Here is a 21,712-nt window from a genome sequence, read left to right as displayed (position 1 = left end):
CGGCCCGCCCGCCGCCGAACTCACCCGACGCGGGCGATGACCTTCTCCGCGAATCGCGACAGATGCGCGATCTTGGTCTCCAGGCTCTCGGTGTCGGGCTCCCGGGTATAGGGGTAGCGGAAACCGACGATCACATCGGTGACCCCCTTGTCCTCCAGCCGCTTGATCCCATCCACCGTGAACCCGTCCATCGAGATCACGTGCACCTGGAAATCCGCGCGCGTGCCGTACTCCGCGCGCAGCGCGTCGAGTTCGCCGAGCAGCCGATCCAGCTCCGCGGGATCGCCGCCGGCGTGCATCCAGCCGTCGCCCCGTTGCGCCGCGCGCCGCAGCGCCGCCTTGCTGTGCCCGCCGACGAGAATCGGGATCGGCTCGCTCGGCACCGGAGCGATCTTGATCGGCGGCAGATCGAAGAACTCCCCGTGGAACTCGAAATACCCGCCCGCGGTGAGCCCCCGCACGATGTCGATGCACTCGTCCATCCGCGCGCCGCGCTTCTCGAACGGCACATCCATGATCTCGAAATCGTCCGGCCACGGGCTGATCCCCACACCCAGCCCGAGCCGGTTCCCGCTCAGCACCGCCACCGAGGCCGCCTGCTTGGCCACCAGCACCGGCGGACGGATCGGCAGCTTCACCACGAACGGCGTCAGCCGCAGTTTTGTGGTCGCCGCCGCGACCGCTGCCGAAAGCACGAACGCCTCGGGAAAAGGCTTGTCCTCGAGGAACTCCCGGCTGCCGTCGGGCGTGTAGGGGTAGGTGGCGTCGGAGTCGCGGGGGTAGGCGATGCTGTCCGCGATCGTCATCGAGGTATAGCCGGCTGCCTCCGCGGCCCGGGCCAGCGGTATGTAGAACGACGGATCGACCATGGTCTCCGCGTAGGTGAATCGCATCCGAGGGCCTTCCTGCTCCCGGGAGGCAGCGTGATCGCGGCCACACCGTGCCGACCAATCAATCACTTGGTCGGCACGGGCGTCGAGGACCGGCTACGCCGGGCGGGCGCGCCGCGCCAATTCGACCGTGGCCGCCCGCAATTCACCGATCTCCGCGATGGGCGCCGCATAACCGACCCGCGTGCGCGCCACCCCGCGCGGCGTCTCCACCCGCAGGTCCAGTCCGTACCGATCCGCGCGCTCGCACAGCGCCGCCGTCGCATCCGGGTAACCGCCCAGCACGCGCGCCATGTCCGCCAGGGAGTCGGCGTGATCGTCGTTGAGATGGGCGACCGCGCGTGCCGCGTCGGGCGCGACCCGATCCGGCAGCGCGGCCGTGTACTGCTCGGCGCTCGCCGAATCCATCCGCCCGTAACCGCCGACCCAGCGCACCCGCTGGACACGCAGCACCCACACCGTGAAATCGCTGTAGTCGATGTAATGCTTCGCCGCGGGAACCGCCGCCAGGTGCGCGGCCCGCGCGCGTTCGGCCTCCTCGCCCTCCGGCTGCTCGACGATTCCGGCGAGCGTCACCCTGGTGCCTGCCAGCGGATCGGACGGCACGTCCGGCGCCACGACGGACAGGCTCGCCCGCGGATCGGCGGCCAGATTGCGTCCGTGCTCTGCCATCCGCGAGACGCACAGCACCGGCCGGCCGTCCAGCTCGCCGTAGGTGACGAACGAGGCCCACGGCGAACCGTCCTGCGCCAGACTCGCCAGCGTCGCGATATTCGTGGACGCCACAACGGTCCTGGCTTCCTCGGCGGGGGAGGGGCGGGCCGGATTCACCACCGGAGCGGTCGGCTGGGGGACCGAAGGAGCGTCACCGGGGTCGCCGTGATCGAGAGTCATGCCCTACAGGGTGCCATTCGTGCGATGGGGCAGGGGAGGGGCGTCGCGGCCGCCAGCCGCTGTCCGAGTCATGGGGACAGAACCGGGACGAAGTCGCTCTCGAGACTCCGACGGATCGAACAGCCAGAGGATCCACGACGCCCGCACAATCGAAAAATAAATCTGACTATCGAGATATGCGCATCTATATATGAAATCCGCCAATCAGTGGTCGACCAAAAACCGACTAAAACTCCAAAAACAAGCTGAAGACGCCGAGCAGGGATGCCGTCGTGGGTCGGCGTCAGGGGAGTGCGGCGCCGACCCACGACGGGCACGGTCACGGATTGACGTTGAACACGTACCAGAGCACGGCCATCGTCCCGATGCCGAACAGTGGTGCGATGACCCAGGTTTCGACCTTGTTGCCGGTCCGTTCGATGATCGGCACGCTCGTGCGCCACTTGCCGGGCCACAGCAGCGGACACCCGCGATCGGTCAGGCAGTCGCCGAGGATATGGGCCAGTGATCCCAGGGCGACGCAGAACGGCAGCCAGGCCGGCTTGTCGCTGATCCAGTGGTCCATCGCGAAAGTGCCGGCCGCGGCGAGTGCGGCGACGGTGCCCCAGCTGCGGATGCTGTCGCCGGGCGGGCACAGATGCAGTGCTTTCACCGCGAGGGCGAGCAGGAAGAAGACCAGGGCGAGGGTGAACCAGCGGCCGATGTACAGCATTCCGGCCCAGGTGACCACGCCGGAGGCGACGACGAACAGCAGCGAGTGGGTACCCTGCCGGTGTCCGCCGGAGAGCTTGGATATGAGCTTGCACGCGTAATGCGTGATAGGCCCGAGTACTCGGGAGATGGTGCCTTTCGGATGATCGGCGTCGGGCAGCAATGCCGCGCCGGCCGTGAGGAAGACGCCGAGCAGGACGTCCGCGGGCCCGAGGCGGGCTTCGGTGTCCAGCATCTCCGGAAAGGTCATGACCGCTAGAGGCAGCGTCGCCGCTGCCGCCGACCAGGCGAACGCGCCGCTGGTCGCATGTGAATGTCCGAGCACCGGTTCGAGATTAGTTCACTTCAAGATCACTTCTCGCCGCCGTCGCCGGCGACGGCCGGGCCATGACGGGGTTTCGCCAGTGTGGGAAGCGCCAGGACGCTGAGGACGTAACCGGCCGCCGTCACCACGAAGGCGTGGATCACGTACACCGTGAAGGTGCGGCTGGACAGCCGACGCAGGGCCGGGCCCTGCGCGATTACCAGCGGAACCCATGACGCGCGGCGCCCCGTGGACCTGCTGGTCCACGGGGCGCCGATCGCCGGGGCGAGGATCAGACGATGTCGAACCGATCGAGGTTCATGACCTTGTCCCACGCGGAGACGAAGTCGCGCACGAACTTCTCCTTCGCCTCGTCGGTCGCGTAGACCTCGGCCAGCGAGCGCAGCACCGAGTTCGAGCCGAACAGCAGGTCGACGCGGCTGCCGGTCCACTTGACCTCGTCGCTGCCTGCCACCTTGCCGACGTAGGTGCCGTCGTCGTTGCCCGACGGCGCCCACTCGGTGCCCAGATCGAGCAGGTTCACGAAGAAGTCGTTCGTGAGCGAGCCCGGGGTGTCGGTGAAGACGCCCAGCGGCGAGTTCAGGTAGTTGGCCTCGAGCACCCGCAGGCCGCCGACGAGCACCGTCATCTCCGGCGCCGTCAGGGTCAGCAGGTTCGCCTTGTCCACCAGCAGGTACTCGGCGGGCAGCTGCGTGGCCTTGCCGAGGTAGTTGCGGAAGCCGTCGGCCTTCGGCTCGAGCGCGGCGAAGGACTCGGTGTCGGTCCACTCCTGGGTCGCGTCGGTGCGGCCCGGGGTGAACGGAACCTCGATCGTCACGCCGGCGCTCTTCGCCGCCTGCTCGACCGCGGCCACGCCGCCGAGCACGACCAGGTCGGCGAAGGAGACCTTCTTGTTGCCGGTCTGCGCCGAATTGAACTGTTCCTGTACGCCTTCCAGCGCACGGATCACGCGGACCAGCTCGTCGGGTTCGTTGACCTCCCAGCCCAGCTGCGGCTGCAGGCGGATGCGACCGCCGTTGGCGCCGCCGCGCTTGTCGCTGCCGCGGAACGACGAGGCCGCCGCCCACGCGGTCTTCACCAGCTGCTGCACCGACAGGCCGGTGCCCAGGATCTGTGTCTTGAGCGCGGCGATGTCGGCGGCGTCGACCAGTTCGTGGTCGACGGCCGGGACCGGATCCTGCCACAGCAGCTGCTCGGACGGGACCTCGGGGCCGAGGTAGCGGGCGATCGGGCCCATGTCACGGTGGGTGAGCTTGTACCAGGCGCGCGCGAACGCATCGGCGAACTCGTCCGGGTTGTCCTTGAAGCGGCGCGAGATGACCTCGAACTCGGGGTCGAAGCGCAGCGACAGGTCGGTGGTGAGCATGGTGGGCAGCTGCTTCTTCGACGGGTCGAAGGCGTTGGGGACGATCGGCTCTGCGTCCTTGGCGACCCACTGGTTCGCGCCCGCGGGGCTCTTGGTCAGTTCCCACTCGTAGCCGAACAGGATCTCGAAGAAGTCGTTGGACCACTGGGTGGGCTTGGTGGTCCAGGTGACCTCGAGGCCGCTGGTGATGGTGTCGGCGCCCTTGCCGGAGCCGAACGAGCTCTTCCAGCCGAGACCGGCCTGCTCGAGCGGGGCGGCCTCGGGCTCGGGGCCGACCAGGCTCGCGTCACCGGCGCCGTGGGTCTTGCCGAAGGTGTGGCCGCCGGCGATGAGCGCGACCGTCTCCTCGTGGTTCATGGCCATCCGGCCGAAGGTTTCCTTGATGTCGACCGCGGCCGCGATCGGATCGGGGTTGCCGTTGGGGCCTTCGGGGTTGACGTAGATCAGGCCCATCTGGACCGCGCCGAGCGGGTTCTCCAGGTTCCGCTCGCCGGTGTAGCGCTGGTCGCCCAGCCATTCGGCTTCGGGACCCCAGTACACGGCCTCGTCCGGCTCCCACACGTCCTCGCGGCCGCCCGCGAAGCCGAAGGTCTTGAAGCCCATGGTCTCCAGGGCGACGTTGCCCGTGAGGATGAACAGATCGGCCCAGGAGATGCTCTGGCCGTACTTCTTCTTGACCGGCCACAGCAGGCGGCGGGCCTTGTCGAGGTTGGCGTTGTCGGGCCAACTGTTGAGCGGAGCGAAGCGCTGCTGGCCGCTGCCCGCGCCGCCGCGTCCGTCGTGGATGCGGTAGGTGCCCGCGGAGTGCCAGGCCATGCGGATCATCAGCGGGCCGTAGTTGCCGAAGTCGGCGGGCCACCAGTCCTGGGAGGTGGTGAGTACTTCGGCGATGTCGCTCTTGACGGCGGCCAGGTCCAGCGCCTCGAAGGCGGCCTTGTAGTCGAAGTCCGCGCCGAGCGGGTTGCCCTCGGCGGGGTTCTGGGCAAGCACCTTCAGGTTGAGCTGGTTGGGCCACCACTCATGGTTGCCGCCACCCTGCAGCGGGTGCCGCAGGCGGCCGGCGGCGACGGGGCAACCGCTTTCGGCGGGCTCCGTGTTGGCCTCGGCAATGGGCGGATGTTCCACAGACACGGCGATTCCTTTCAGGGAGAAGCGAGTGAGCAGGTTGTGCTCACGTCGGTGGGGCAGACAACTGTGCTTTCGAGCAGTCGGGACACTGGCCCCAGTAGATGACCTCCGCCTCGTCGACGACGAAACCGTGGTCGACGGCGGCGTCGAGGCAGGGTGCCTCGCCGACCGCGCAATCGACGTCCACGATCACGCCGCAGCTGCGGCAGACGAGGTGGTGGTGGTTGTCGCCGACGCGGGTCTCGTATCGGGCTACCGAGCCCATCGGCTGGATGCGTCGCAGCAGGCCCGCGCTGGTGAGCGCGCGGAGAACGTCGTAGACGGCCTGGTGGGAGACCGCCCCCACGCTCTCGCGCACCCGCCCGAGGATCGAGTCCGTCTCCGAGTGTGGGTGCTCGTGCACCACGCTCAGCACGGCGAGCCGCTGCGCGGTGACCCGGAGGTTGGCGCCGCGCAGCATGCGCTCGAAGTCGGGAACTATGGACACGGTCAGAAACTTTACACATTCAAGTTTAGAAGTGCCAGCGGAACCGCCGAATCGATCATGAATAACGAACGGCCGGGTGATCTCCACGCCGTGGACCTGCGAAGACCGGTGAAACACGAACCGCCCGCACTGCGGCGAGCATGCCACAGCACGGGCGGCTCCGAGGGCGGATCCGGCGAAGTTCCGCCAGATCGCGACTGGACCCGGCGCGCGTCAGGAGCTGGTGAGAACGACCAGCTGCCGAGTCGCGCGGGTCATGGCCACATATCGGTCGACCGCACCCTCGACGCCGTCGCCGAACGCCTGCGGATCGACGAGCACGACGAGGTCGAACTCGAGCCCCTTGGCCAGCGCCGGACTCAGCGACCGCACGTGTGGCGTCGCGCGGAAGCTCGCGGCGCCGATGACGCACGCGATCCCGTCGATGTTCTCGGCGTGCCAGGCCTCCAGCACCGAATCCAGTTCCGCCGTCGACCCGTAGTGGACCGGGATGCCGCTGCCGCGAATGGAACTCGGCACGTTGGCATCCGGAAGCGCCGCCCGGATCACCGGCTCGGCCACGGCCATCACTTCTTCGGGCGTCCGGTAGTTGATGCTCAGCGACGCCATCTCGACCCGATCGAGCCCCACCCGATCGAGCCGCTCCCGCCACGACTCGGTGAATCCGTGCCGTGCTTGCGCGCGGTCCCCGACGATGGTGAAACTGCGCGACGGGCAGCGCTGCACCAGCATCTGCCACTCCGCATCGGTCAGCTCCTGGGCCTCGTCCACGATGATGTGGGCGAAGGGCCCCGCGAGCTGGTCCGGCTCGACGGTCGGCAGGGCGGCGTCGTCGACCAGGATCTCGTGCAGGTCCTGATGGCGCAGCTGAGTCATCAGCCCTTCGCCGTCGGCATAGGCGTCGGAGGCGATCAGATCGTCGATCACGCTCGACATGCGCTCACGCTCGGCATTCGCCGCGGCGGCGTACCGGCGCGCACGCACCGATGCCTTCGGGTCACCGAGCCGGCGCCGTGCCATGTCCAGCAACGGCAGATCCGGCAGCGTCCACCGCGCGGACTCGGCGCGCTGCAACTTCCGCACCTGCTCGGCGCTCAGCCACGGCGCGCAGTTGCGCAGGTAGGCGGGCACCGACCACAGATCCGCGACCAGGTCGGCCGCCTCGATCAAGGTCCAGGCGTTGTCGAGCGCGGTGCGCAGCTCGTCGTTGCGGCGCAACGACTTCCGCAGTTGTGCGGGTGTGGCGGCGCCGTCGTACTTGTCGACCAGGATCGTGAGCAGCAGTTCCCAGATCTGCTCGCGGGCTTCGTTGTGCGGGGTGCCCGGCTCCGGCGCCCGGAACGCCTCCGCCCAGTCGTCGGCGCTCAACCAGATGTCGGACCAGTCGGTCGCCACCACCATGCCCGCGCGCGGCGGCTGCTCGTAGAACGCGACGGCCGCCTCGATCGCCTCGGCCATGCGCGCCGAGGACTTCAGCCGGGCCACCTCCGGATCGTCCTCCGGCACCGCCGACTCGCCCTCGGTGACGAGGTCGCGCAGGGTGCACAGCTGCACGCTCTCCTCACCGAGGCTGGGCAGGACGTCGGCGACATAGGCCAGGTACGGTTCGTGCGGGCCGACGAACAGCACGCGGTGACGCAACGCCGGGTCGGAATAGAGCAGGTAGGCGGCCCGATGCAGCGCGACGACGGTCTTGCCGGTGCCCGGCCCGCCGTCGACGACCAGAGCACCACGCGAGCCGGCGCGGATGATGGCGTCCTGGTCGGCCTGGATGGTGCCGAGCACGTCGCGCATCCGCGGCGAGCGGTTGGCGCCCAGTTCTGCGATGAAGGCGGACTGGTCGTCGAGCGCGGCATTGCCTTCCCATCCGTCCGGTGTGAACACCTCGTCCCAGTAGTCGCTGATCCGTCCGCCGGACCAGCGATATCTGCGGCGTCGCACCAGACCCATCGGATCGGCGTGGGTGGCGCCGAAGAACGGCTCGGCGGCGGGGGAGCGCCAGTCGACGAGCAGGTGATCGCCCGCGTCGTCGAGCAGCCCGAGCCGCCCGATATACACCGGCTGCCGGTCGTCCTCGCCGACCATGTGCCCCAGACACAGGTCCAGGCCGAATCTGCGTAGCGAGCGCAGGCGCGCGGTCAGCCGGTGGACCTCCGCGTCCCGCTCCACGGCTTCCTGGCCCGGGCGAGCGGGCGCCTTGCGGGTCTCGTCGAGTCGCCGGGTCAGTTCCGCGATGGATTGTTCGAGGTTGGTGGCGATGGTCGCGAAGTGCTGTTCGTCGACCGCGATCAGCGCCGGGTCGGCTTTGTGGAGGAGGTGGTCGGCGAGAGCGAACGCGCTGGCGGTCGATGACGACGCGGGCAATTCGATACCTCTGTTTCCGCAGGTGGATGGCTCGAGCGGACCATTCTGCGGGATGACCCGGGTCTTGCCGCAAGCCCCGGGGTGCGATATAGATTGAGAGTGGGAGAGAGCGTCCACCGCCTCCCGGTCATCTTTGCGTCCCGGTCATTTTTGCGTCCCAGCCATCTTTCGCATCAATCGGTGCGTCATCCCCGTACGGTTCGCGGCTCCCGGCTGCGCGCGAACCACCACGCAACGATCACCCCGATGATGCCGAGTACGCACACCACCACGACGGCGGTCGTCTCACCCCATCCGGTGACCAGAATGCCGACCAGCGCCCACACCTGGCCGATGGGATAGAGGGAGAGTGCGCCGCCGTAGCGGGCGGTGACAGCGATACCGAAGCACGCGCCCAGGATCAGGATCGCCAGCTGCCACCACAGCATCGACGGGTCACCGAAGCTGCCGCCGATCTCGGACGCCCAGTTCTGGAACACCGCGGCCGACGCCCACGCCGCGTAGAGACCCACGGTGGCCCGGACGAGGCCGGTGAGCCAATCCGGGGTGGACTCGTCGCACGACCTCGCCGTGAGCCGCACCGCGTCGATGAGCGCGATGGTCATGACCGTGAGAATGAGGGGGGTGATCCACTCGACCCGCGCCGCCGAGCCCGCGATCCACGCGCTCGCACCGAGGAATGTCACCAGCAGCGCGGTCAGCAGGTGATCGGGACGGTCCGTGCCGGTGCGGCGCTTCCACACCACGCAGGCGGTGGTGGCGATCGACAGGGCATAGATGACGCCCCAGATGGAGAAGGCGTAGCCGGCCGGGGTGATGAGCAGATCGGTGGTGGCCTCGTCGGGGGAGGCGCCGCCGCTCGCCCGCGCCAGCACGGGAGCGACGGCCTGGCCGACCGCGGCCAGCAAGGTGACCCAGGCGAGCGGTGTAGTGGCACGCATTCGAGGGCTCATGGTTCCGAGCGTTGGCACGTGGTCTCCTTCCCGCGCTCGAGCCGCGCCCGCCTCCGACAAGTACGTGCAAGTTTCTCCGCTACCTGCCCTGGCTCCTGGGGCTGATCGTCCTGCCCCTGGTCGTCGCCGGTGGCGGGGTGCCCTTCACGGTGCTTCGGGAGACGAGCCGGACGAGACGGCAACCGACCCGCCAAGCAGGGGATCGGCCGGTGGAGCACATCCCAGGTCGGCTATCCGAGCAGGTCGTCGGTGACGTGCTGTCCCGTCTGGACCGGTTCGATCCAGTCGGTCAGGTCGAAGCCCTGCCGCCTCGCCTCGTCGAGGAACTCCGCCTTCGTCGCGTCGTCGACCTGCGGCCGCCTGGCCAGGAACCACAGATTCTTCCCGTCCGGGGTGCCGACCAGCGCGTGGTCGTACTGCTGATCGATCTTCAACACCCAGTAGTCGCCCTCGGTGAACGGAATCCACCGCAAGCCCGCGGGCAGGAAGGAAACCTTCAACTGCGCGGGCTCACCCTCCACCGGCGTCGCCCGCCCGACCGACTGCGTCGGCTTGCCCTCGGCGTCGAAGCACCGATTGTCCACCCGGATGGTTCCGTCGTCCTCCAGCGAGTACTGGGCGGTGACCTCCCGCGCATCGTCGTCTTCGTACTTCAGCGGCAGCCGCCCGATCTCGTACCAGAGCCCCAGATACCAGGCGAGATCCAGTTCGGGCAGGGATCGGACGGCGGTCTGCTGCTCGGTCATGACGTGTGCTCCCTCTGTCGGCCGGCGACTTCTCAGGTCCGCAATACCCCCACGGGCGATCGTCATGCCCTGTGCGCGGGGGATAGGACGCTCAGCAGGTGTCTTCATGGCGTCGGACCTTGCGCAATGCTTCGAGCTGGGAGTCGACCCGGTCGGGGCGATCGAGCCGGCGCTCCTCGAGCAGTGGCTCGATCTCGCTTCGCACCATCCGCTCGAGCCACTCGCGGTTGTCGAGTTCTGTATGGCTCGAAAAGCCCGAACTTCTCAACATAGCGCAGACGCATTTGCCGGATGACCCCGGGATGATCTTGAATGGTCGTCCGGAGGGGAGTGTGGCGACGGATCGACGCCGTAGCGGATGGCTCACCGCCGATGTCAGCCCAGCGTCAGAGAGGTATCCATGTCCGAGCCGTCGCAATCGCCCTACGAACCCTATCCCGGCGGTCCGTACGAACCGAGCGCACATCCCGGCCGGCCCGCGCCTGTCTATGGGCAGCAGCCGCCGCAGTACTGGCCGCAGGGGATCGAGCCGGTCCTGACCCGGATGCCGGGCACCGTGCGCGCGGCGCAGATCGTCTCGTGGGTGGCGGGGGCGATCGCTGTCGCCGCCGTCATCGCCATCGCTGTGATGACCGGCGATCCGGAACTCATGGGTGCGGCGGTGGGTGGGTTCGGCATCCAGATCGCCCTTGCCGCATGCGCATTCGGCTTCAACAGGGGAGGTGGTGGATTGCGGACGACCGTGATCACGCTGTCCTGTCTGCAAGCCTTCTGTGGACTGGGTTCGATTGCCGCCATGCAGCCGCCCGGGCTGCTCGGCATGGTGGTGGGCATCGTGGTCTTCTGTCTGGTGATCGGAAAGCCCGCGCGGCTGTGGTTCGGTCGACCGCAGATGTAGGCGCAGCGAGGGTGTCGAGTTCGGCACGGGCGAGGGAGCGGCGGTGGACTTGGTCGGGCCCGTCGGCAATCTGCAGGGACCGTGCGGGCCCGAGGGGAACGCTCACGCGGCCGTGTGGGCGAGGACAGCGGCGGACAGTTCCTCGTGGACCTCCGGCGGCAGGGTGTGCCCCATGCCCGCCACGACCATCAGCCGAGCGCCCCGGATCTGTTCGGCGATGAGCGCGCCGTGTCCCGGCTTGGCCGGCTCGTGACTGCCTTCGACGACCAACGTGGGTGCCTGTACCCGGTGCAGTACGCCGACCGGCTCGAAATCCGGGTCGGCCGCGGCGGCCAGGCGGTGGTTGGCTACGGCGGCTACATCGCGGGCCCGGTCGTGGATCCGTTCCTGCAGGCGGCGGGCGGCGGTTTCGTCGAAAGGCAACGCGGAGCCGTGCAATACGCGCTGCTCGGCGACCATGCCTGCGATCCGGGCGTGTCGGTCCGCCGGCGGCGGGTCGGCGATCAGCCGGCGGTAGAAAGCCACGAATTCCGGGGTCGGCGCGGGGAGGCCGCCTTCGGGCTGCGGTTGTCCCAGCAGAGCCCGCATGAGCACCTGCCCTTCGCCGCCGCCGAGCGGGGAGGAGCCGATGAGGGTCAGCGAGCGCACCCGCTGCGGTTGTTCGACCGCGATGAACTGGGCGAGCAGGCCGCCTGCCGAATGGGCCACCAGGTGCGCGCTGTCCAGTCCGTGGGCGTCGAGCACGCGGTAGACATCGTTCTTGATGTCGTGCCAGGTGTAGGGGTCGGCGGCGAAGTCGACGGTGTCCGACATGCCGGTGTCGCGGTGGTCGTAGCGGATGACCCGGCGGCCGCCGGTGACGAGGCGGTCGACGAATCCCTCCGGCCACAGGATGCCCTGCGACATCGACCCCATGATCAACAGGATCGGCGGGTCGGTTTCGGCGCCGAATTCTTCGCTCCAGATGGTCGGTTCAGGCATGGGTGGTGCATCCCTTCGGTGATGAGTGGTCCGGGGCTGGCGCCCCACCCCACATACAGCTTCACACGTAGTACTCTGACTGAAGTGATCTGAACTTAGTACTACAGATGGAGTGGTGTCAATGGTCCGCACGAATCCCGAACGCCGTCAGGCGTTGCTGGATGCATCCATCGAGGTCCTGGCCCGAGAAGGGGCGCGTGGACTCACCTTTCGCGCGGTCGACAAGGAAGCCGGAGTGCCTTCCGGGACCGCCTCCAATTACTTCGCCAATCGCGACGCGCTACTCGTCCAGGTCGGCCATCGGTATTACGAGCGGTTGATTCCCGACGAGACGACGATGGCGAAACTGTACGGATCACGAAGTCGTGAAACCGTCACCGAACTCATGACCGAGGCCGTCGAGCGCGTCACCCGGTTCCGCACCGGCTATCTCGCACTCCTCGAACTCCGCCTGGAAGCCACCCGGCGACCGGAATTGCAGGCGCTGCTCACCGAACGAGTGCGCGCCGACCTGGACTTCAATATCCGAAACCACCTGGACCACGGAATGCCGGGCGACGAGAACACCGTTGTGCTGCTGTTCCTCGCCCTGAACTGGCTCATGCTGGAGCGCCTCACCCTGCCCGGCGTCATCACCGAGGAACAAGCCAGGGAACTGGTGCGAACTGCGGTCGAGCGCGCGATACCGCCGGAATCGCCGGCATCCGGCGGCGCGTAGCGCCGATCCGCGGATCGGGCGCGACGCCTCCCGTGTTCTACCGATTTCCGTCGGACCCGCGGAGTACGCTCGGCTCGCGTCGGCGTAGCGGGGTTCCACCACAGGAGGTCGGCAATGGAGATCTTGCTCGGAATCGGAACGCGCAAGGGCCTTTTCCTGGCGCGCAGCACAGACGGCCGGTCGAACTGGACGGTGGAGGCGCCGCAGTTCCCGATCGCCGACGTCAAGGCATTGGCGATCGACACCCGGCGCGACGATCCGCGAGTCCTCGCGGGCGTGCTGGACAGCCACTTCGGACCGACTCTGGTGACCAGCGACGACCTGGGCCGGACATGGAGTGAGCCCGACGACGCGCCGTTGGCCTTTCCCCGGGACACCGGCGCCGCACTGGAAGGCGTGTGGCAGATCGCGCCGGCGACCGAGGCCGAGCCGGACGTGGTGTACGCGGGCGTCGAACCGTCGGCGCTGTTCCGCTCGGTCGATGGCGGGAAGACCTTCGAGCTGATCAGAGGACTGTGGGAGCATCCGCATCGCCCGGAATGGATGCCGGGCGGCGGCGGGTTGGCGCTGCACACGATCCTTCCGCATCCGACGGACAGGCGGCGGATCGCCGTCGCCATGTCCACCGGCGGCGTCTACCGGACCGCCGACGGCGGCGCGTCCTGGGAGCCGGCGAACAAGGGCGTCACGGCCGACTTCATGCCCGGCGAGCTGCCCGAATGGGGACAGTGCGTGCACAAGGTCGCCGTCGACGCCGAAACGCCGAGCACCATGTACCTGCAGAACCACGGCGGCGTCTTCCGCACCACCGACGGCGGGGCGAGCTGGCATTCGATCGACAGCGGGCTTCCCGCGTCCAATTTCGGCTTCCCGATCGTCGCGCACCCCCGGCGCCCCGGTGTCATCTACACGTTCCCGCTGGTCGCCGACATGGAACGCTTCCGGTTTCCGCCGGACGCGCGCTGCGCGGTCTACCGCAGCACCGACGGCGGCGAGACCTGGTCGGCGCAGACCGACGGCCTCCCGCGGACGCCGTTCTGGGCGGCGGTCATGCGTGACGCCATGTGCTCCGACAACGCCGACCCCACGGGGATCTACTTCGGCACCCGCAACGGCGAGGTCTACTGCAGCCCCGACGACGGCGACCACTGGCAACTGGTGGCCGACCGACTGCCGGACGTGCTGTGCGTCCGTGCGCGAGTCGTCGGATAACGCCATGGCCCGCGTGCGCCTGCCCTCGGCACTGCGCCCTTACGCCGGTGGACAGCGAGAACTCGACATCGAGGGCGTGACCCTGCGTGCGGTGCTGGACGGATTGAGCAGGCGGTCTCCGGCGCTGGAACGCAGACTCCGTGACGAGACCGGCCAACTCCGCCGCTACGTGAATTTCTATGTGGGCGAAGACGAATGCCGCACACTCGACGGTCTGGACACCCCACTCGACGCCGACACCGAGCTCATGATCATCCCTTCGGTCGCGGGCGGCTGACCTCATCCATATTGCCGGCAACTAGATTGTGCACAACTGAATTGTGGGCTACAGTTCTGGCATGGCCGATTTGCCCTTGCCCGATCAGCAGCTGTGTTTCCAGCTGTACTCCGCGTCTCGCGCCATGACCGCCATCTACCGCCCCAAGCTCGACGAACTGGGCATCACCTACCCGCAGTACCTGGTCCTGCTGACGCTCTGGGAGCGCGACGGTCGCACGGTCCGCGACCTGGGGGAGGAGCTGGCCTTGGACTCCGGCACACTCTCCCCGCTCCTGAAGCGGCTCGAGGCCACCGGGCTGGTGGAACGAACCCGGTCGAGCACCGACGAGCGTCGAGTGGAAGTACGGCTCACCGAACGCGGAAACGCATTGCGCGAGCAGGCATGTGGCCTGCCGCAGGAGATTCTCGAGGCCACGGGACTGCGGCTCGAGGAAGCGATCGCGTTGCGCGACACGCTGGCACGCATGAGGCGGGCGATGGACGCCCGCATCGAATCCGGAAGGAACCGATCATGAACGTTCTCTACACCACCGAAGCGCTGGCCACCGGCGACGGCCGCGACGGCCGCGTCCGCTCCGACGACGGCAGGATCGACTTCGAACTGGCCGTGCCCAAGCAGATGGGCGGCAGCGGCGAGGGCGCCAACCCCGAGCAGTTGTTCGCCGCGGGCTACGCCGCCTGCTTCCACTCCGCGCTGCGGTTGGTCGCCCGCCAGGCGAAGGCGAATGTCGAGGACTCCTCGGTGGGCGCCAAGGTCGGTATCGGCTCCACCGAGGGCGGCGGTTTCGGCCTGGAGGTCACCCTCGAGGTGACATTGCCCCATGTGCCGCGCGAGCAGGCCCAGATCCTGGCCGACCAGGCCCACCAGGTGTGCCCCTACTCGAACGCCACCCGAGGCAATATCGACGTCCAGGTGCTGGTCACCGACGACTGATCGCCTTCGTCGCTCTCCCCATCGCGTCGAGACGCCCCAGGAAGAGGGGGCGTCTCGACGCGGGCAATATGGAAAGCCGCCGTGTTGAACAGGACTCGGGCCGGCCGCGTGGTCACCGGCGTGCGGCTCGGTTCACCCTGGTCAGCACGCGGTGTAATTCCTCGAGTTCTTCGAGACCGACGCCCAGTCTCTCGACCACCGCCGCCGGAATCTTCTCGGCTTCGGCGCGCAGCGCCCGACCGGCGGGGGTGAGGTCGATGACGAGGTTCCGCTCATCGCGTGGATCCCGGGTTCGGGTGATGTAGTTCAGCGCTTCGAGGCGTTTGAGCAGCGGGGACAGGGTCGGCGAATCCAGTTGCAGCAGTTCGCCGACCTCCTTCACCGACAGCGGGGCGTCGCCCCAGAGCGTGAGCATCACCAGATATTGCGGGTGGGTCAGTTTCATCGGCTCGAGCAGCGGCCGGTAGATGGACAGCACGGCACGGTTGGCCACCGCCAGCGCGAAGCACACCTGGCGTTCCAGTCGCAGCGGATCCTCGATCGCGCTGTCCATACGCACCTCCTCGCGAAACGCCGACCGAATCCTCCGATTGTGGTCGGCACCCCGACCGGTCCGGCCACGGGGTCGGCATCGGCGACATTAAATCGTGCATTAACTATTAGCGTACTATCTATTCTCGCACGACCAGAATAGGTGAACCGCCCGCCGCCGGTCCGAGCCGGGGGAGGCCGAAGGGAGCAGTCGATGAGCGCTCGCACGAAACCGAACCCGCTGGAACGGTTCCGCTACGTCTGCGGCGCGACCTTGCCGCCGTCGATGTCGGACTGGGTGATCGCCGACCTCACCGGGCCCGGGGCGACCCGCCGCTACCTCATGCGGTTCCTGCTGCCGGTGATCCCGCCGCTGTGCTTGTTCCTCCTGCTGCCCGGGCCGCTGTGGATGCAGCTGTCGATGATGGCGCTGCTGTACCTGCCCCACGTCTACTTCACGGTCGCGCTGCTCAACGTCTACCGCCGGCACCGCCTCGTCAAGCACGGTCTCGATCCGCAGCTGGTGAACGCCGAGGAACTCCGCCGGCGCGACGAAGACCGGCTGGCATACGAGTACCGATACGGCCGGGGCTGACCAACCCCGGCCGATCGGAGCGCGGCGACGATCTTCGGCGCAGAATGAAACGAAGTCCGCGCACACGACGAGGAGCCTCAGATGGCGGTGGATCAGACCATGCGCGCCTGGCGAGTCGCCACCCCGGGACCGATCGACACCGGGCCGCTGCGGGCGACCATGGAATCGGTGCCCGAACCCCGCGACGGCGAATTGCTGGTCCGCGTGCGGGCGTGCGGGGTGTGCCGAACCGACCTGCATGTCGTCGAGGGCGATCTGCCGGTACACCGTGATCGGGTGGTCCCCGGACACGAGGTGGTCGCCGAGGTCGTCATCGGTGCGGGCGGCTTCGCGCCCGGCGACCGCGTCGGCATTCCCTGGTTGCGCCACACCTGCGGCGTCTGCCGATACTGCCTGCGCGGAGCCGAGAACCTGTGCCCGCGTTCGTCCTACACCGGCTGGGATGCCGACGGCGGCTACGCCGAATACACAACGGCCCCAGCCGATTACGCACTGCCCCTGCCTTCCGGATACAGCGACGAAGAGCTGGCGCCGCTGCTGTGCGCCGGCATCATCGGTTACCACGCGCTGTTGCGTGCCGCGGTGCCCGAGGGCGGGGTGCTGGGAATCTACGGTTTCGGCGGCAGCGCGCACCTCACCGCGCAGGTCGCGGCGGCGAACGGCACCCGGGTGCACGTGATGACGCGCGGAGGAGCCGCGCGCGAACTCGCCCTCGAGCTGGGCGCCGCCTCGGCCCAGGGGGCCGCGGACCGTCCGCCCGAGCCGCTGGACGCCGCGATCCTGTTCGCCCCGGCCGGGGAACTGGTGCCGGTGGCCCTGGAGGCGCTGGACGCCGGCGGCACCCTCGCGCTCGCCGGCATCCACCTGACCGACACACCGCCGCTGAACTATCAACGCCACCTGTTCCGGGAACGGCAGCTCCGCAGCGTCACCTCCAACACCCGCGCCCAGGCCCGCGAGTTCCTCGCTTTCGCCGAACACCATCGCCTGCGCGTGCGCACCCACCGCTACGACCTCGACACCGCCGACCGGGCACTGAGCGATCTCGCGCACGGCCGCTTCGACGGCGCCGCTGTTCTGGTGCCGTGAACGTCGCGCTCGGCCGGACCCCACCGCGGCTCCGGGCAGTGCGGTCACTGTGAGGCCGCATGGCCGGATGGTATATACCGAGAACATATTCACCGGCATAGCCCGTCCACTTCATCAGGCCGGTGACACGGAAGGAAATCGTGGAGTTACACGCGTTTCCGCTCATCGCGGCCGTGCTGGCGATCGCGGTCGCGGTCGGCTCGCTGGCGGTGCGGCTGCGGCAGCCGCTGATCGTCGCCTTCATCGGCGTCGGCGTCCTGGTCGGGCCGCTGGGGACCGGGTGGGTCCAGGCCGACGACACGATCGAGTTGCTCTCCCGAATGGGTATCGCGATCCTGCTGTTCCTCGTCGGCCTCCGGCTGGATCTGCATCTGGTCCGGAGCACGGGCCGGGTGGCTCTGATCACCGGGATCGTCCAGATCGTCGTGACCGCGGGCGCCGGATACCTGGTGGCCCTGGCGTTCGGGAGCGGTGCGGTCACCGCGCTGTATGTGGGTATCGCGCTCGCCTTCTCCTCGACGATCATCGTCGTCAAGCTGTTGTCGGACAAACACGAACTCGATCAGCTCCACGGCCGGATCGCGGTCGGCGTCCTGATCGTCCAGGATCTCGTCGTGGTGCTGGTGATGATCACTCTCACCGCATTCGCGCAGCCCGCCGACGGTAACTCGCTGCTCGGTGTTCTCGCCATCTTCGGCAAGGGCGCCGGGCTGCTGGCCGGGGTCGGTCTGCTCATGCGCTTCGTACTGCCCTGGCTGCTCGACCACGTGGCGCGGTCGCAGGAACTGCTCGTACTCTTCGGTGTCGCCTATGCCGCCTCGATCGCCGCCCTCAGCGAATGGCTCGGATTCGGCACCGAGGTGGGGGCTTTCCTGGCCGGTGTCTCCCTGGCCTCGACCCCCTATCGCGACGCGCTGGGCGCTCGCATGGTGAGCCTGCGCGACTTCCTGCTTCTGTTCTTCTTCGTCGACCTGGGCTCCCGGCTCCAGTTCGACAATGTGGTCGAACAGTTGGCCGAAGCTGTCGCGCTCTCGTTGCTCGTGCTCCTGGTCAAACCGCTCATCGTGCTCGCGACGATGTCGGCCCTGCGGTATCCGGTCCGCGTCGGTCTGCCCACCGGCCTGACGATCGCCCAGATCTCGGAGTTCTCGCTGATCCTGGCGGCGCTCGGCTACGGACTCGGCCACATCGACAGCGCGACCGTCAGCCTGATCACGGTGGTCGGGCTGATCACCATCACCGGCTCGACGTATCTGATCATGTACTCCCGCCGGATTCGTGACCGCCTCGAGCCCCGATTGGCGTTCTTCGATCGCACCCGTGGCCGGGCCGCGGTGGTCGACAACCCCGACACGGACACCGATGTGATCCTCTACGGCCTCGGCCGCTTCGGCCGCCACCTGGCGGAACGGTTGAGCCGACGTGGAATCCGCGTCCTCGTGGTCGATTTCGACCCGCATCGGATCGCGACCACAGTTCCCGATGACGTGCGGGCGGTGTTCGGAAGCGCCGAGGACGTCGATCTGCTGAACGCTCTGCCCTTGGCACGCACCCGTTGTGTCGTGAGTGCCATACCGGTGGTGAGCACCAATCTCGCGTTGCTGCACAATCTGCGCCACCACGGCTATGCCGGCCCGGTCGTGCTGACCGCCCACACCCTTCATGACGCCGCTCAATTGCGCGAGGCCGGTGTCGCCGTGGTGCTCGAGCCGTTCACGACCGCGGCGGCGACCACCGCAGACACGCTCCACGAGCTGATCAGACGGCTCGACGAGGGCTGATGGGAGCGACGATGACCGACACCTTGTCCGACAACGAGCTGATCGACCGCTATGTGCACGCCGTGCTCGTGCACATACCCAGGTCGCAACGCGAGGCGGCGGCCGACCGGCTGCGTGCGCGGATCACGGGCGAATCCTCCGGTCGCGCGACGCGCGAAGTGCTCGTCGAACTCGGCCCGCCCGAGGATCAGGCACGCCGCTTCCGGGGAGCGCCGCGCCAGCTCATCGGCCCGCGCCTGTACGACACCTATCTGCGGGTGCTGTGGCCGACCATTCGCGTGGTCGCGCTGGTGGTGGGCGGAGTGAGCCTGCTCGCCGCGACAGTCGACGAGGGCACACCCGAGATGGACGGCGGAGTCCTCGCGGAGGCGATCACCTCCGCGTTCTCCGGGGCGGTCTACACCGCTGTCTGGGTGACCGTGGTCTTCGCGGTGATCGAGCGTACGGCGCCGGGTGCGGTGCTGCGGGAGTGGCGCCCCGACGATCTCCCGCCGGTGCCGCGCGGGCACGAGATCCCGCTCGGCGACGCGATCGCCGATCTGGTGTTCGGCGTCGCGGTACTCGTCGGGTGCCTGTGTCTGGTTCCCGCACTGGCGCCGTCGTTCCTCACCGAGGTCACCGAACACCTCGATCCCGGCGTCGTCGAGCGCCTGCTGCCGTTGGCGGTGGCGGTAGCCGCACTGTGGGTGATCGTCGCGATCGCGCAATTGGTCGTGCGGGCGTGGACGTTGCCGGTCACCGCGGTGTCGATCGTCGCCGATCTCCTGGCCGTCCTCACCGCCGCCGCCGTCCTGGTGCACCGGCCCTACGTCTCGCCCGAGTTCCTCGCCGACATCCAGGAGGGCCAGGACAGCGACCTGGGCCGGGCGCTCGACATCGGCATCGGCATCGGCGCCATCGCCGTGATACTCGTGTGCGGCGGCGCGGTGGTGACCACCGCACGCAAGTTCCTCGCCCACCGTCGCGCGTAGGGCCGCTTCGCCGGACCGTCCGGTCAGCTCTGCGCGCACTCCAGTAGCCGGTGTACCGCGGCAGGGATCGTGCGGGCGACGACGTCGATATCCGGTGCGCTGTCGTAATCGCCGGTGATGCCGAAGCGCAGCGTGCCGTTGTAGCTCAGCATGGCGATGCCGATGCGCAGCCGCACCGCGATCGGGACCACGGGGAACACTTCGAGGACGTCGGCGCCGAACAGATGCTGTGTTCGCGTCGGTCCCGGCACATTCGTGGCCACCGCGACGACTCCTTGCTGCGGGAAGCGCAGCGCCGTCTTCACGGCCCACGCGAGCGGCGCGAACGGCACCAGCCCGGCCATGTCGATCAGCGCCTTCCCGGCCCCGGATTCGCCACCGCCCTTGAGGCTGTTCATCTGCTCGCGGACCGCGTCGAACTGGTCCAACGGATCCTCGAGATGCACGGGAAGCGCGGGCAACATCAGCGAGACCCGGTTGTCCATCCGTCCCGAGGCTCGTGCCGAGCGGGTGGACACCGGGGTGAGCACCCGTGCCGAGTCCGGCCCCGGCTGTTCCCCACGGCCGAGCAGCACGGCCCGCAACGCGGCGGTCACCGCGGTCAGCGCCACATCGTTGACCGTGCCGCCCAGCGCCTTGCGCACCCTGTCGATCTCGTCGAGCGGGACACGCGCGACTGTGTAGCGGCGCTCGCGACCGATGGGGCCGTTCAGCGAGGAACTGCGCCGCGGATCCAGCACGTTGCGCAGCAACGGCACCATCCCGCGCGCCGTGCGGATCGCCGTGCCGGGGGCGTGCGCGATCAGCCCGGGCGCGCGCAACGGCAACTCCAGCCCCGCGCGCAACAGCCGCTGCCAGTCCGCCGACGCGTCGTCCGCACTCTCCGGCGACGGCGCGTCGGCATCGTGCTCGGCGAGTACGGACTCGGCGTCCGCGGTGGGCTGGTCACACATGCTCTGCAGCAAGGAGATACCGGAAATGCCGTCGACCATGCTGTGATGGGCCGAGAGAATCGTCGCCCAGCGCTCGCCGGCGAGTTCCTCGACGATGGTGAGATGCCAGAGCGGGCGATCGCGGTTCAACCGCCGCCCCATGGTGTTCGCCGTGTACTCCCACAGCGCGGCCTCGTCCCTGGGCCGGGGCAACGCCGCCCACGTCAGATGGTGCCCGATGTCGAACGCCGGATCGGGCACCCACACCGGCGCGGTGACGTCCCAGCGGCCGCGCTGGATCTTCTGCCGCAGCCGCGGAAGCGCGTCGATGCGGCGGGTGAGCTTGAGCGCGAATTCCGCGCGCTCGCCCGGCGTCCCCGCGAGAATCGAGACCGCGCCGATGCGCGCGCTCACGTGCTGGTCGGTGTCCTCCAGTTCCAGGAACCCCGCGTCGAGGGGGCCGAGTTCGCTCATCGCCCAACTCTCTTCCAGCAACCTGAACGGGAAAGGTTCTCGACTTGTCCGTCGGAATGACGGCGGACAGGTCGAGCGCCACCGCCGCCCTCGGCTGTCCGGGTTGCCGGAACGGACCGGAGAAGGCGGCGCCTACTGTCGATCCTGCCAGCCGAAGGCCGGGCCGCCGACGATATCGTCCGACTCGTCTGCCGCCCACTGCCCGCGCGAAGACCGAATCCGCCCACCCCGGCGCTCGGGATTACGGCGCTAAGTCTCGGCTTCCGTCGCTGATACGCATGTCATCGCCACCGGTGGCGTGATCGGGAACCGCGCAATGCAACGGACACCCCGAGGTTTCACATCCGACATTGCCCGCGGTTTACCTGGTCCGGTACCGACGTCACGAAACGGAGAGGCGAAACCATGAAAGTCGCCGTGGTCGCAGGCAATCCGAAACCGAATTCCAGGACG

The 21,712-nt window shown here is 68.4% G+C and carries 21 protein-coding genes; 10 read left to right on the top strand and 11 right to left on the bottom strand.

All coding sequences use genetic code 11. The annotated features are described in order from the left end of the window. Positions 1-20: 20 nt before the first annotated feature. The 8 genes from ON26_RS14640 to ON26_RS14605 all read right to left on the bottom strand — a co-directional run bounded on the left by ON26_RS14640 (position 21) and on the right by ON26_RS14605 (position 9,864). On the bottom strand, positions 21-893 hold the full coding sequence (locus tag ON26_RS14640; RefSeq protein ID WP_040796690.1) for a TIGR03619 family F420-dependent LLM class oxidoreductase: 873 nt from the start codon (positions 891-893) through the stop codon (positions 21-23). Positions 894-986: 93 nt separating this feature from the next. Continuing rightward, positions 987-1,784, bottom strand: coding sequence for a HugZ family pyridoxamine 5'-phosphate oxidase (locus tag ON26_RS14635; RefSeq protein WP_040796689.1), 798 nt, complete (start codon positions 1,782-1,784; stop codon positions 987-989). Positions 1,785-2,103: 319 nt separating this feature from the next. Further along, positions 2,104-2,820: a metal-dependent hydrolase gene (locus tag ON26_RS14630; RefSeq protein ID WP_040796688.1), complete on the bottom strand. Its 717-nt coding sequence runs from the start codon at positions 2,818-2,820 to the stop codon at positions 2,104-2,106. A gap of 271 nt (positions 2,821-3,091) precedes the next feature. Beyond that, positions 3,092-5,317: a catalase/peroxidase HPI gene (gene katG, locus ON26_RS14625; protein ID WP_040796687.1), complete on the bottom strand. Its 2,226-nt coding sequence runs from the start codon at positions 5,315-5,317 to the stop codon at positions 3,092-3,094. A 40-nt stretch (positions 5,318-5,357) separates the two neighbouring features. Continuing rightward, positions 5,358-5,774, bottom strand: a complete 417-nt coding sequence (locus tag ON26_RS14620) for a Fur family transcriptional regulator (RefSeq protein WP_040796686.1) — start codon at positions 5,772-5,774, stop codon at positions 5,358-5,360. A 240-nt stretch (positions 5,775-6,014) separates the two neighbouring features. Continuing rightward, the gene (gene helR / locus ON26_RS14615; protein WP_085999014.1) at positions 6,015-8,165 is read right to left on the bottom strand and encodes an RNA polymerase recycling motor ATPase HelR; all 2,151 of its coding nucleotides are present in this window, start codon (positions 8,163-8,165) and stop codon (positions 6,015-6,017) included. Positions 8,166-8,350: 185 nt separating this feature from the next. Beyond that, positions 8,351-9,106 (bottom strand): TspO-related membrane protein, encoded by a 756-nt coding sequence (locus ON26_RS14610; RefSeq protein ID WP_051027077.1) that lies wholly within the window; start codon positions 9,104-9,106, stop codon positions 8,351-8,353. A 242-nt stretch (positions 9,107-9,348) separates the two neighbouring features. Next, positions 9,349-9,864, bottom strand: coding sequence for a lipocalin family protein (locus ON26_RS14605; RefSeq protein WP_040796684.1), 516 nt, complete (start codon positions 9,862-9,864; stop codon positions 9,349-9,351). A gap of 400 nt (positions 9,865-10,264) precedes the next feature. Between ON26_RS14605 and ON26_RS14600 the strand changes: the two genes are divergently transcribed. Next, positions 10,265-10,762, top strand: coding sequence for a hypothetical protein (locus ON26_RS14600; RefSeq protein WP_040796683.1), 498 nt, complete (start codon positions 10,265-10,267; stop codon positions 10,760-10,762). A gap of 102 nt (positions 10,763-10,864) precedes the next feature. Here ON26_RS14600 and ON26_RS14595 read toward each other — a convergent pair whose 3' ends face one another. Next, positions 10,865-11,743, bottom strand: a complete 879-nt coding sequence (locus tag ON26_RS14595) for an alpha/beta fold hydrolase (RefSeq protein WP_040796682.1) — start codon at positions 11,741-11,743, stop codon at positions 10,865-10,867. Positions 11,744-11,864: 121 nt separating this feature from the next. Between ON26_RS14595 and ON26_RS14590 the strand changes: the two genes are divergently transcribed. The 5 genes from ON26_RS14590 (at position 11,865) to ON26_RS14570 (ending at position 14,886) form a co-directional block, all read left to right on the top strand. Next, positions 11,865-12,461: a TetR/AcrR family transcriptional regulator gene (locus ON26_RS14590; protein ID WP_040796681.1), complete on the top strand. Its 597-nt coding sequence runs from the start codon at positions 11,865-11,867 to the stop codon at positions 12,459-12,461. Positions 12,462-12,575: 114 nt separating this feature from the next. Beyond that, entirely contained in the window at positions 12,576-13,673 is a 1,098-nt protein-coding gene (locus ON26_RS14585) for a WD40/YVTN/BNR-like repeat-containing protein (protein WP_040796680.1), read from the top strand. A 4-nt stretch (positions 13,674-13,677) separates the two neighbouring features. Then, positions 13,678-13,950, top strand: a complete 273-nt coding sequence (locus ON26_RS14580) for a MoaD/ThiS family protein (RefSeq protein ID WP_040796679.1) — start codon at positions 13,678-13,680, stop codon at positions 13,948-13,950. Positions 13,951-14,011: 61 nt separating this feature from the next. Next, on the top strand, positions 14,012-14,467 hold the full coding sequence (locus ON26_RS14575; RefSeq protein ID WP_040796678.1) for a MarR family winged helix-turn-helix transcriptional regulator: 456 nt from the start codon (positions 14,012-14,014) through the stop codon (positions 14,465-14,467). Continuing rightward, positions 14,464-14,886 carry an organic hydroperoxide resistance protein gene (locus ON26_RS14570; RefSeq protein WP_040796677.1) on the top strand — a complete coding sequence of 141 codons (423 nt, stop codon included), beginning with the start codon at positions 14,464-14,466 and terminating at the stop codon, positions 14,884-14,886. The genes ON26_RS14575 and ON26_RS14570 overlap by 4 nt, the downstream gene beginning before the upstream one ends. Before the next feature lie 112 nt (positions 14,887-14,998). Here the strand turns inward: ON26_RS14570 and ON26_RS14565 are convergent, their stop codons facing one another. Then, entirely contained in the window at positions 14,999-15,439 is a 441-nt protein-coding gene (locus ON26_RS14565; RefSeq protein ID WP_040796676.1) for a MarR family winged helix-turn-helix transcriptional regulator, read from the bottom strand. Between the two features lie 192 nt (positions 15,440-15,631). Here ON26_RS14565 and ON26_RS14560 point away from each other — a divergent pair, with 192 nt between their 5' ends. The 4 genes from ON26_RS14560 to ON26_RS14545 all read left to right on the top strand — a co-directional run bounded on the left by ON26_RS14560 (position 15,632) and on the right by ON26_RS14545 (position 19,853). Next, positions 15,632-16,012: a DUF5313 family protein gene (locus tag ON26_RS14560; RefSeq protein ID WP_040796675.1), complete on the top strand. Its 381-nt coding sequence runs from the start codon at positions 15,632-15,634 to the stop codon at positions 16,010-16,012. A 99-nt stretch (positions 16,013-16,111) separates the two neighbouring features. After that, a complete protein-coding gene (locus tag ON26_RS14555; protein ID WP_218000586.1) occupies positions 16,112-17,101 on the top strand; it encodes a zinc-binding alcohol dehydrogenase family protein in 990 nt (329 codons plus the stop codon). 122 nt (positions 17,102-17,223) lie between these two features. Next, positions 17,224-18,882, top strand: a complete 1,659-nt coding sequence (locus tag ON26_RS14550) for a cation:proton antiporter (protein WP_245545856.1) — start codon at positions 17,224-17,226, stop codon at positions 18,880-18,882. Positions 18,883-18,893: 11 nt separating this feature from the next. Further along, positions 18,894-19,853: a hypothetical protein gene (locus tag ON26_RS14545; protein WP_040796673.1), complete on the top strand. Its 960-nt coding sequence runs from the start codon at positions 18,894-18,896 to the stop codon at positions 19,851-19,853. A 23-nt stretch (positions 19,854-19,876) separates the two neighbouring features. Here the strand turns inward: ON26_RS14545 and ON26_RS14540 are convergent, their stop codons facing one another. Next, positions 19,877-21,259: a wax ester/triacylglycerol synthase family O-acyltransferase gene (locus ON26_RS14540; RefSeq protein WP_040796672.1), complete on the bottom strand. Its 1,383-nt coding sequence runs from the start codon at positions 21,257-21,259 to the stop codon at positions 19,877-19,879. Between the last annotated feature and the right edge of the window lie 453 nt (positions 21,260-21,712).

The sequence above is a fragment of the Nocardia higoensis NBRC 100133 genome, assembly GCF_000308595.1.
GTDB lineage: Bacteria > Actinomycetota > Actinomycetes > Mycobacteriales > Mycobacteriaceae > Nocardia > Nocardia higoensis.
The sequence above is the reverse complement of the archived record's forward strand: the minus strand, read 5'-3'. Positions and strand labels throughout refer to the sequence as shown.

Excerpts from the sequence above, each read along its gene's own strand:
- ON26_RS14640 (WP_040796690.1), bottom strand. The coding sequence starts at position 893 with ATGCGATTCACCTACGCGGAGACCATGGTCGATCCGTCGTTCTACATA.
- ON26_RS14635 (WP_040796689.1), bottom strand. The coding sequence starts at position 1,784 with ATGACTCTCGATCACGGCGACCCCGGTGACGCTCCTTCGGTCCCCCAG.
- ON26_RS14620 (WP_040796686.1), bottom strand. The coding sequence starts at position 5,774 with ATGCTGCGCGGCGCCAACCTCCGGGTCACCGCGCAGCGGCTCGCCGTG.
- ON26_RS14610 (WP_051027077.1), bottom strand. The coding sequence starts at position 9,106 with ATGCGTGCCACTACACCGCTCGCCTGGGTCACCTTGCTGGCCGCGGTC.
- ON26_RS14605 (WP_040796684.1), bottom strand. The coding sequence starts at position 9,864 with ATGACCGAGCAGCAGACCGCCGTCCGATCCCTGCCCGAACTGGATCTC.
- ON26_RS14600 (WP_040796683.1), top strand. The coding sequence starts at position 10,265 with ATGTCCGAGCCGTCGCAATCGCCCTACGAACCCTATCCCGGCGGTCCG.
- ON26_RS14595 (WP_040796682.1), bottom strand. The coding sequence starts at position 11,743 with ATGCCTGAACCGACCATCTGGAGCGAAGAATTCGGCGCCGAAACCGAC.
- ON26_RS14590 (WP_040796681.1), top strand. The coding sequence starts at position 11,865 with ATGGTCCGCACGAATCCCGAACGCCGTCAGGCGTTGCTGGATGCATCC.
- ON26_RS14585 (WP_040796680.1), top strand. The coding sequence starts at position 12,576 with ATGGAGATCTTGCTCGGAATCGGAACGCGCAAGGGCCTTTTCCTGGCG.
- ON26_RS14580 (WP_040796679.1), top strand. The coding sequence starts at position 13,678 with ATGGCCCGCGTGCGCCTGCCCTCGGCACTGCGCCCTTACGCCGGTGGA.
- ON26_RS14575 (WP_040796678.1), top strand. The coding sequence starts at position 14,012 with ATGGCCGATTTGCCCTTGCCCGATCAGCAGCTGTGTTTCCAGCTGTAC.
- ON26_RS14570 (WP_040796677.1), top strand. The coding sequence starts at position 14,464 with ATGAACGTTCTCTACACCACCGAAGCGCTGGCCACCGGCGACGGCCGC.
- ON26_RS14565 (WP_040796676.1), bottom strand. The coding sequence starts at position 15,439 with ATGGACAGCGCGATCGAGGATCCGCTGCGACTGGAACGCCAGGTGTGC.
- ON26_RS14560 (WP_040796675.1), top strand. The coding sequence starts at position 15,632 with ATGAGCGCTCGCACGAAACCGAACCCGCTGGAACGGTTCCGCTACGTC.
- ON26_RS14555 (WP_218000586.1), top strand. The coding sequence starts at position 16,112 with ATGCGCGCCTGGCGAGTCGCCACCCCGGGACCGATCGACACCGGGCCG.
- ON26_RS14545 (WP_040796673.1), top strand. The coding sequence starts at position 18,894 with ATGACCGACACCTTGTCCGACAACGAGCTGATCGACCGCTATGTGCAC.
- ON26_RS14540 (WP_040796672.1), bottom strand. The coding sequence starts at position 21,259 with ATGAGCGAACTCGGCCCCCTCGACGCGGGGTTCCTGGAACTGGAGGAC.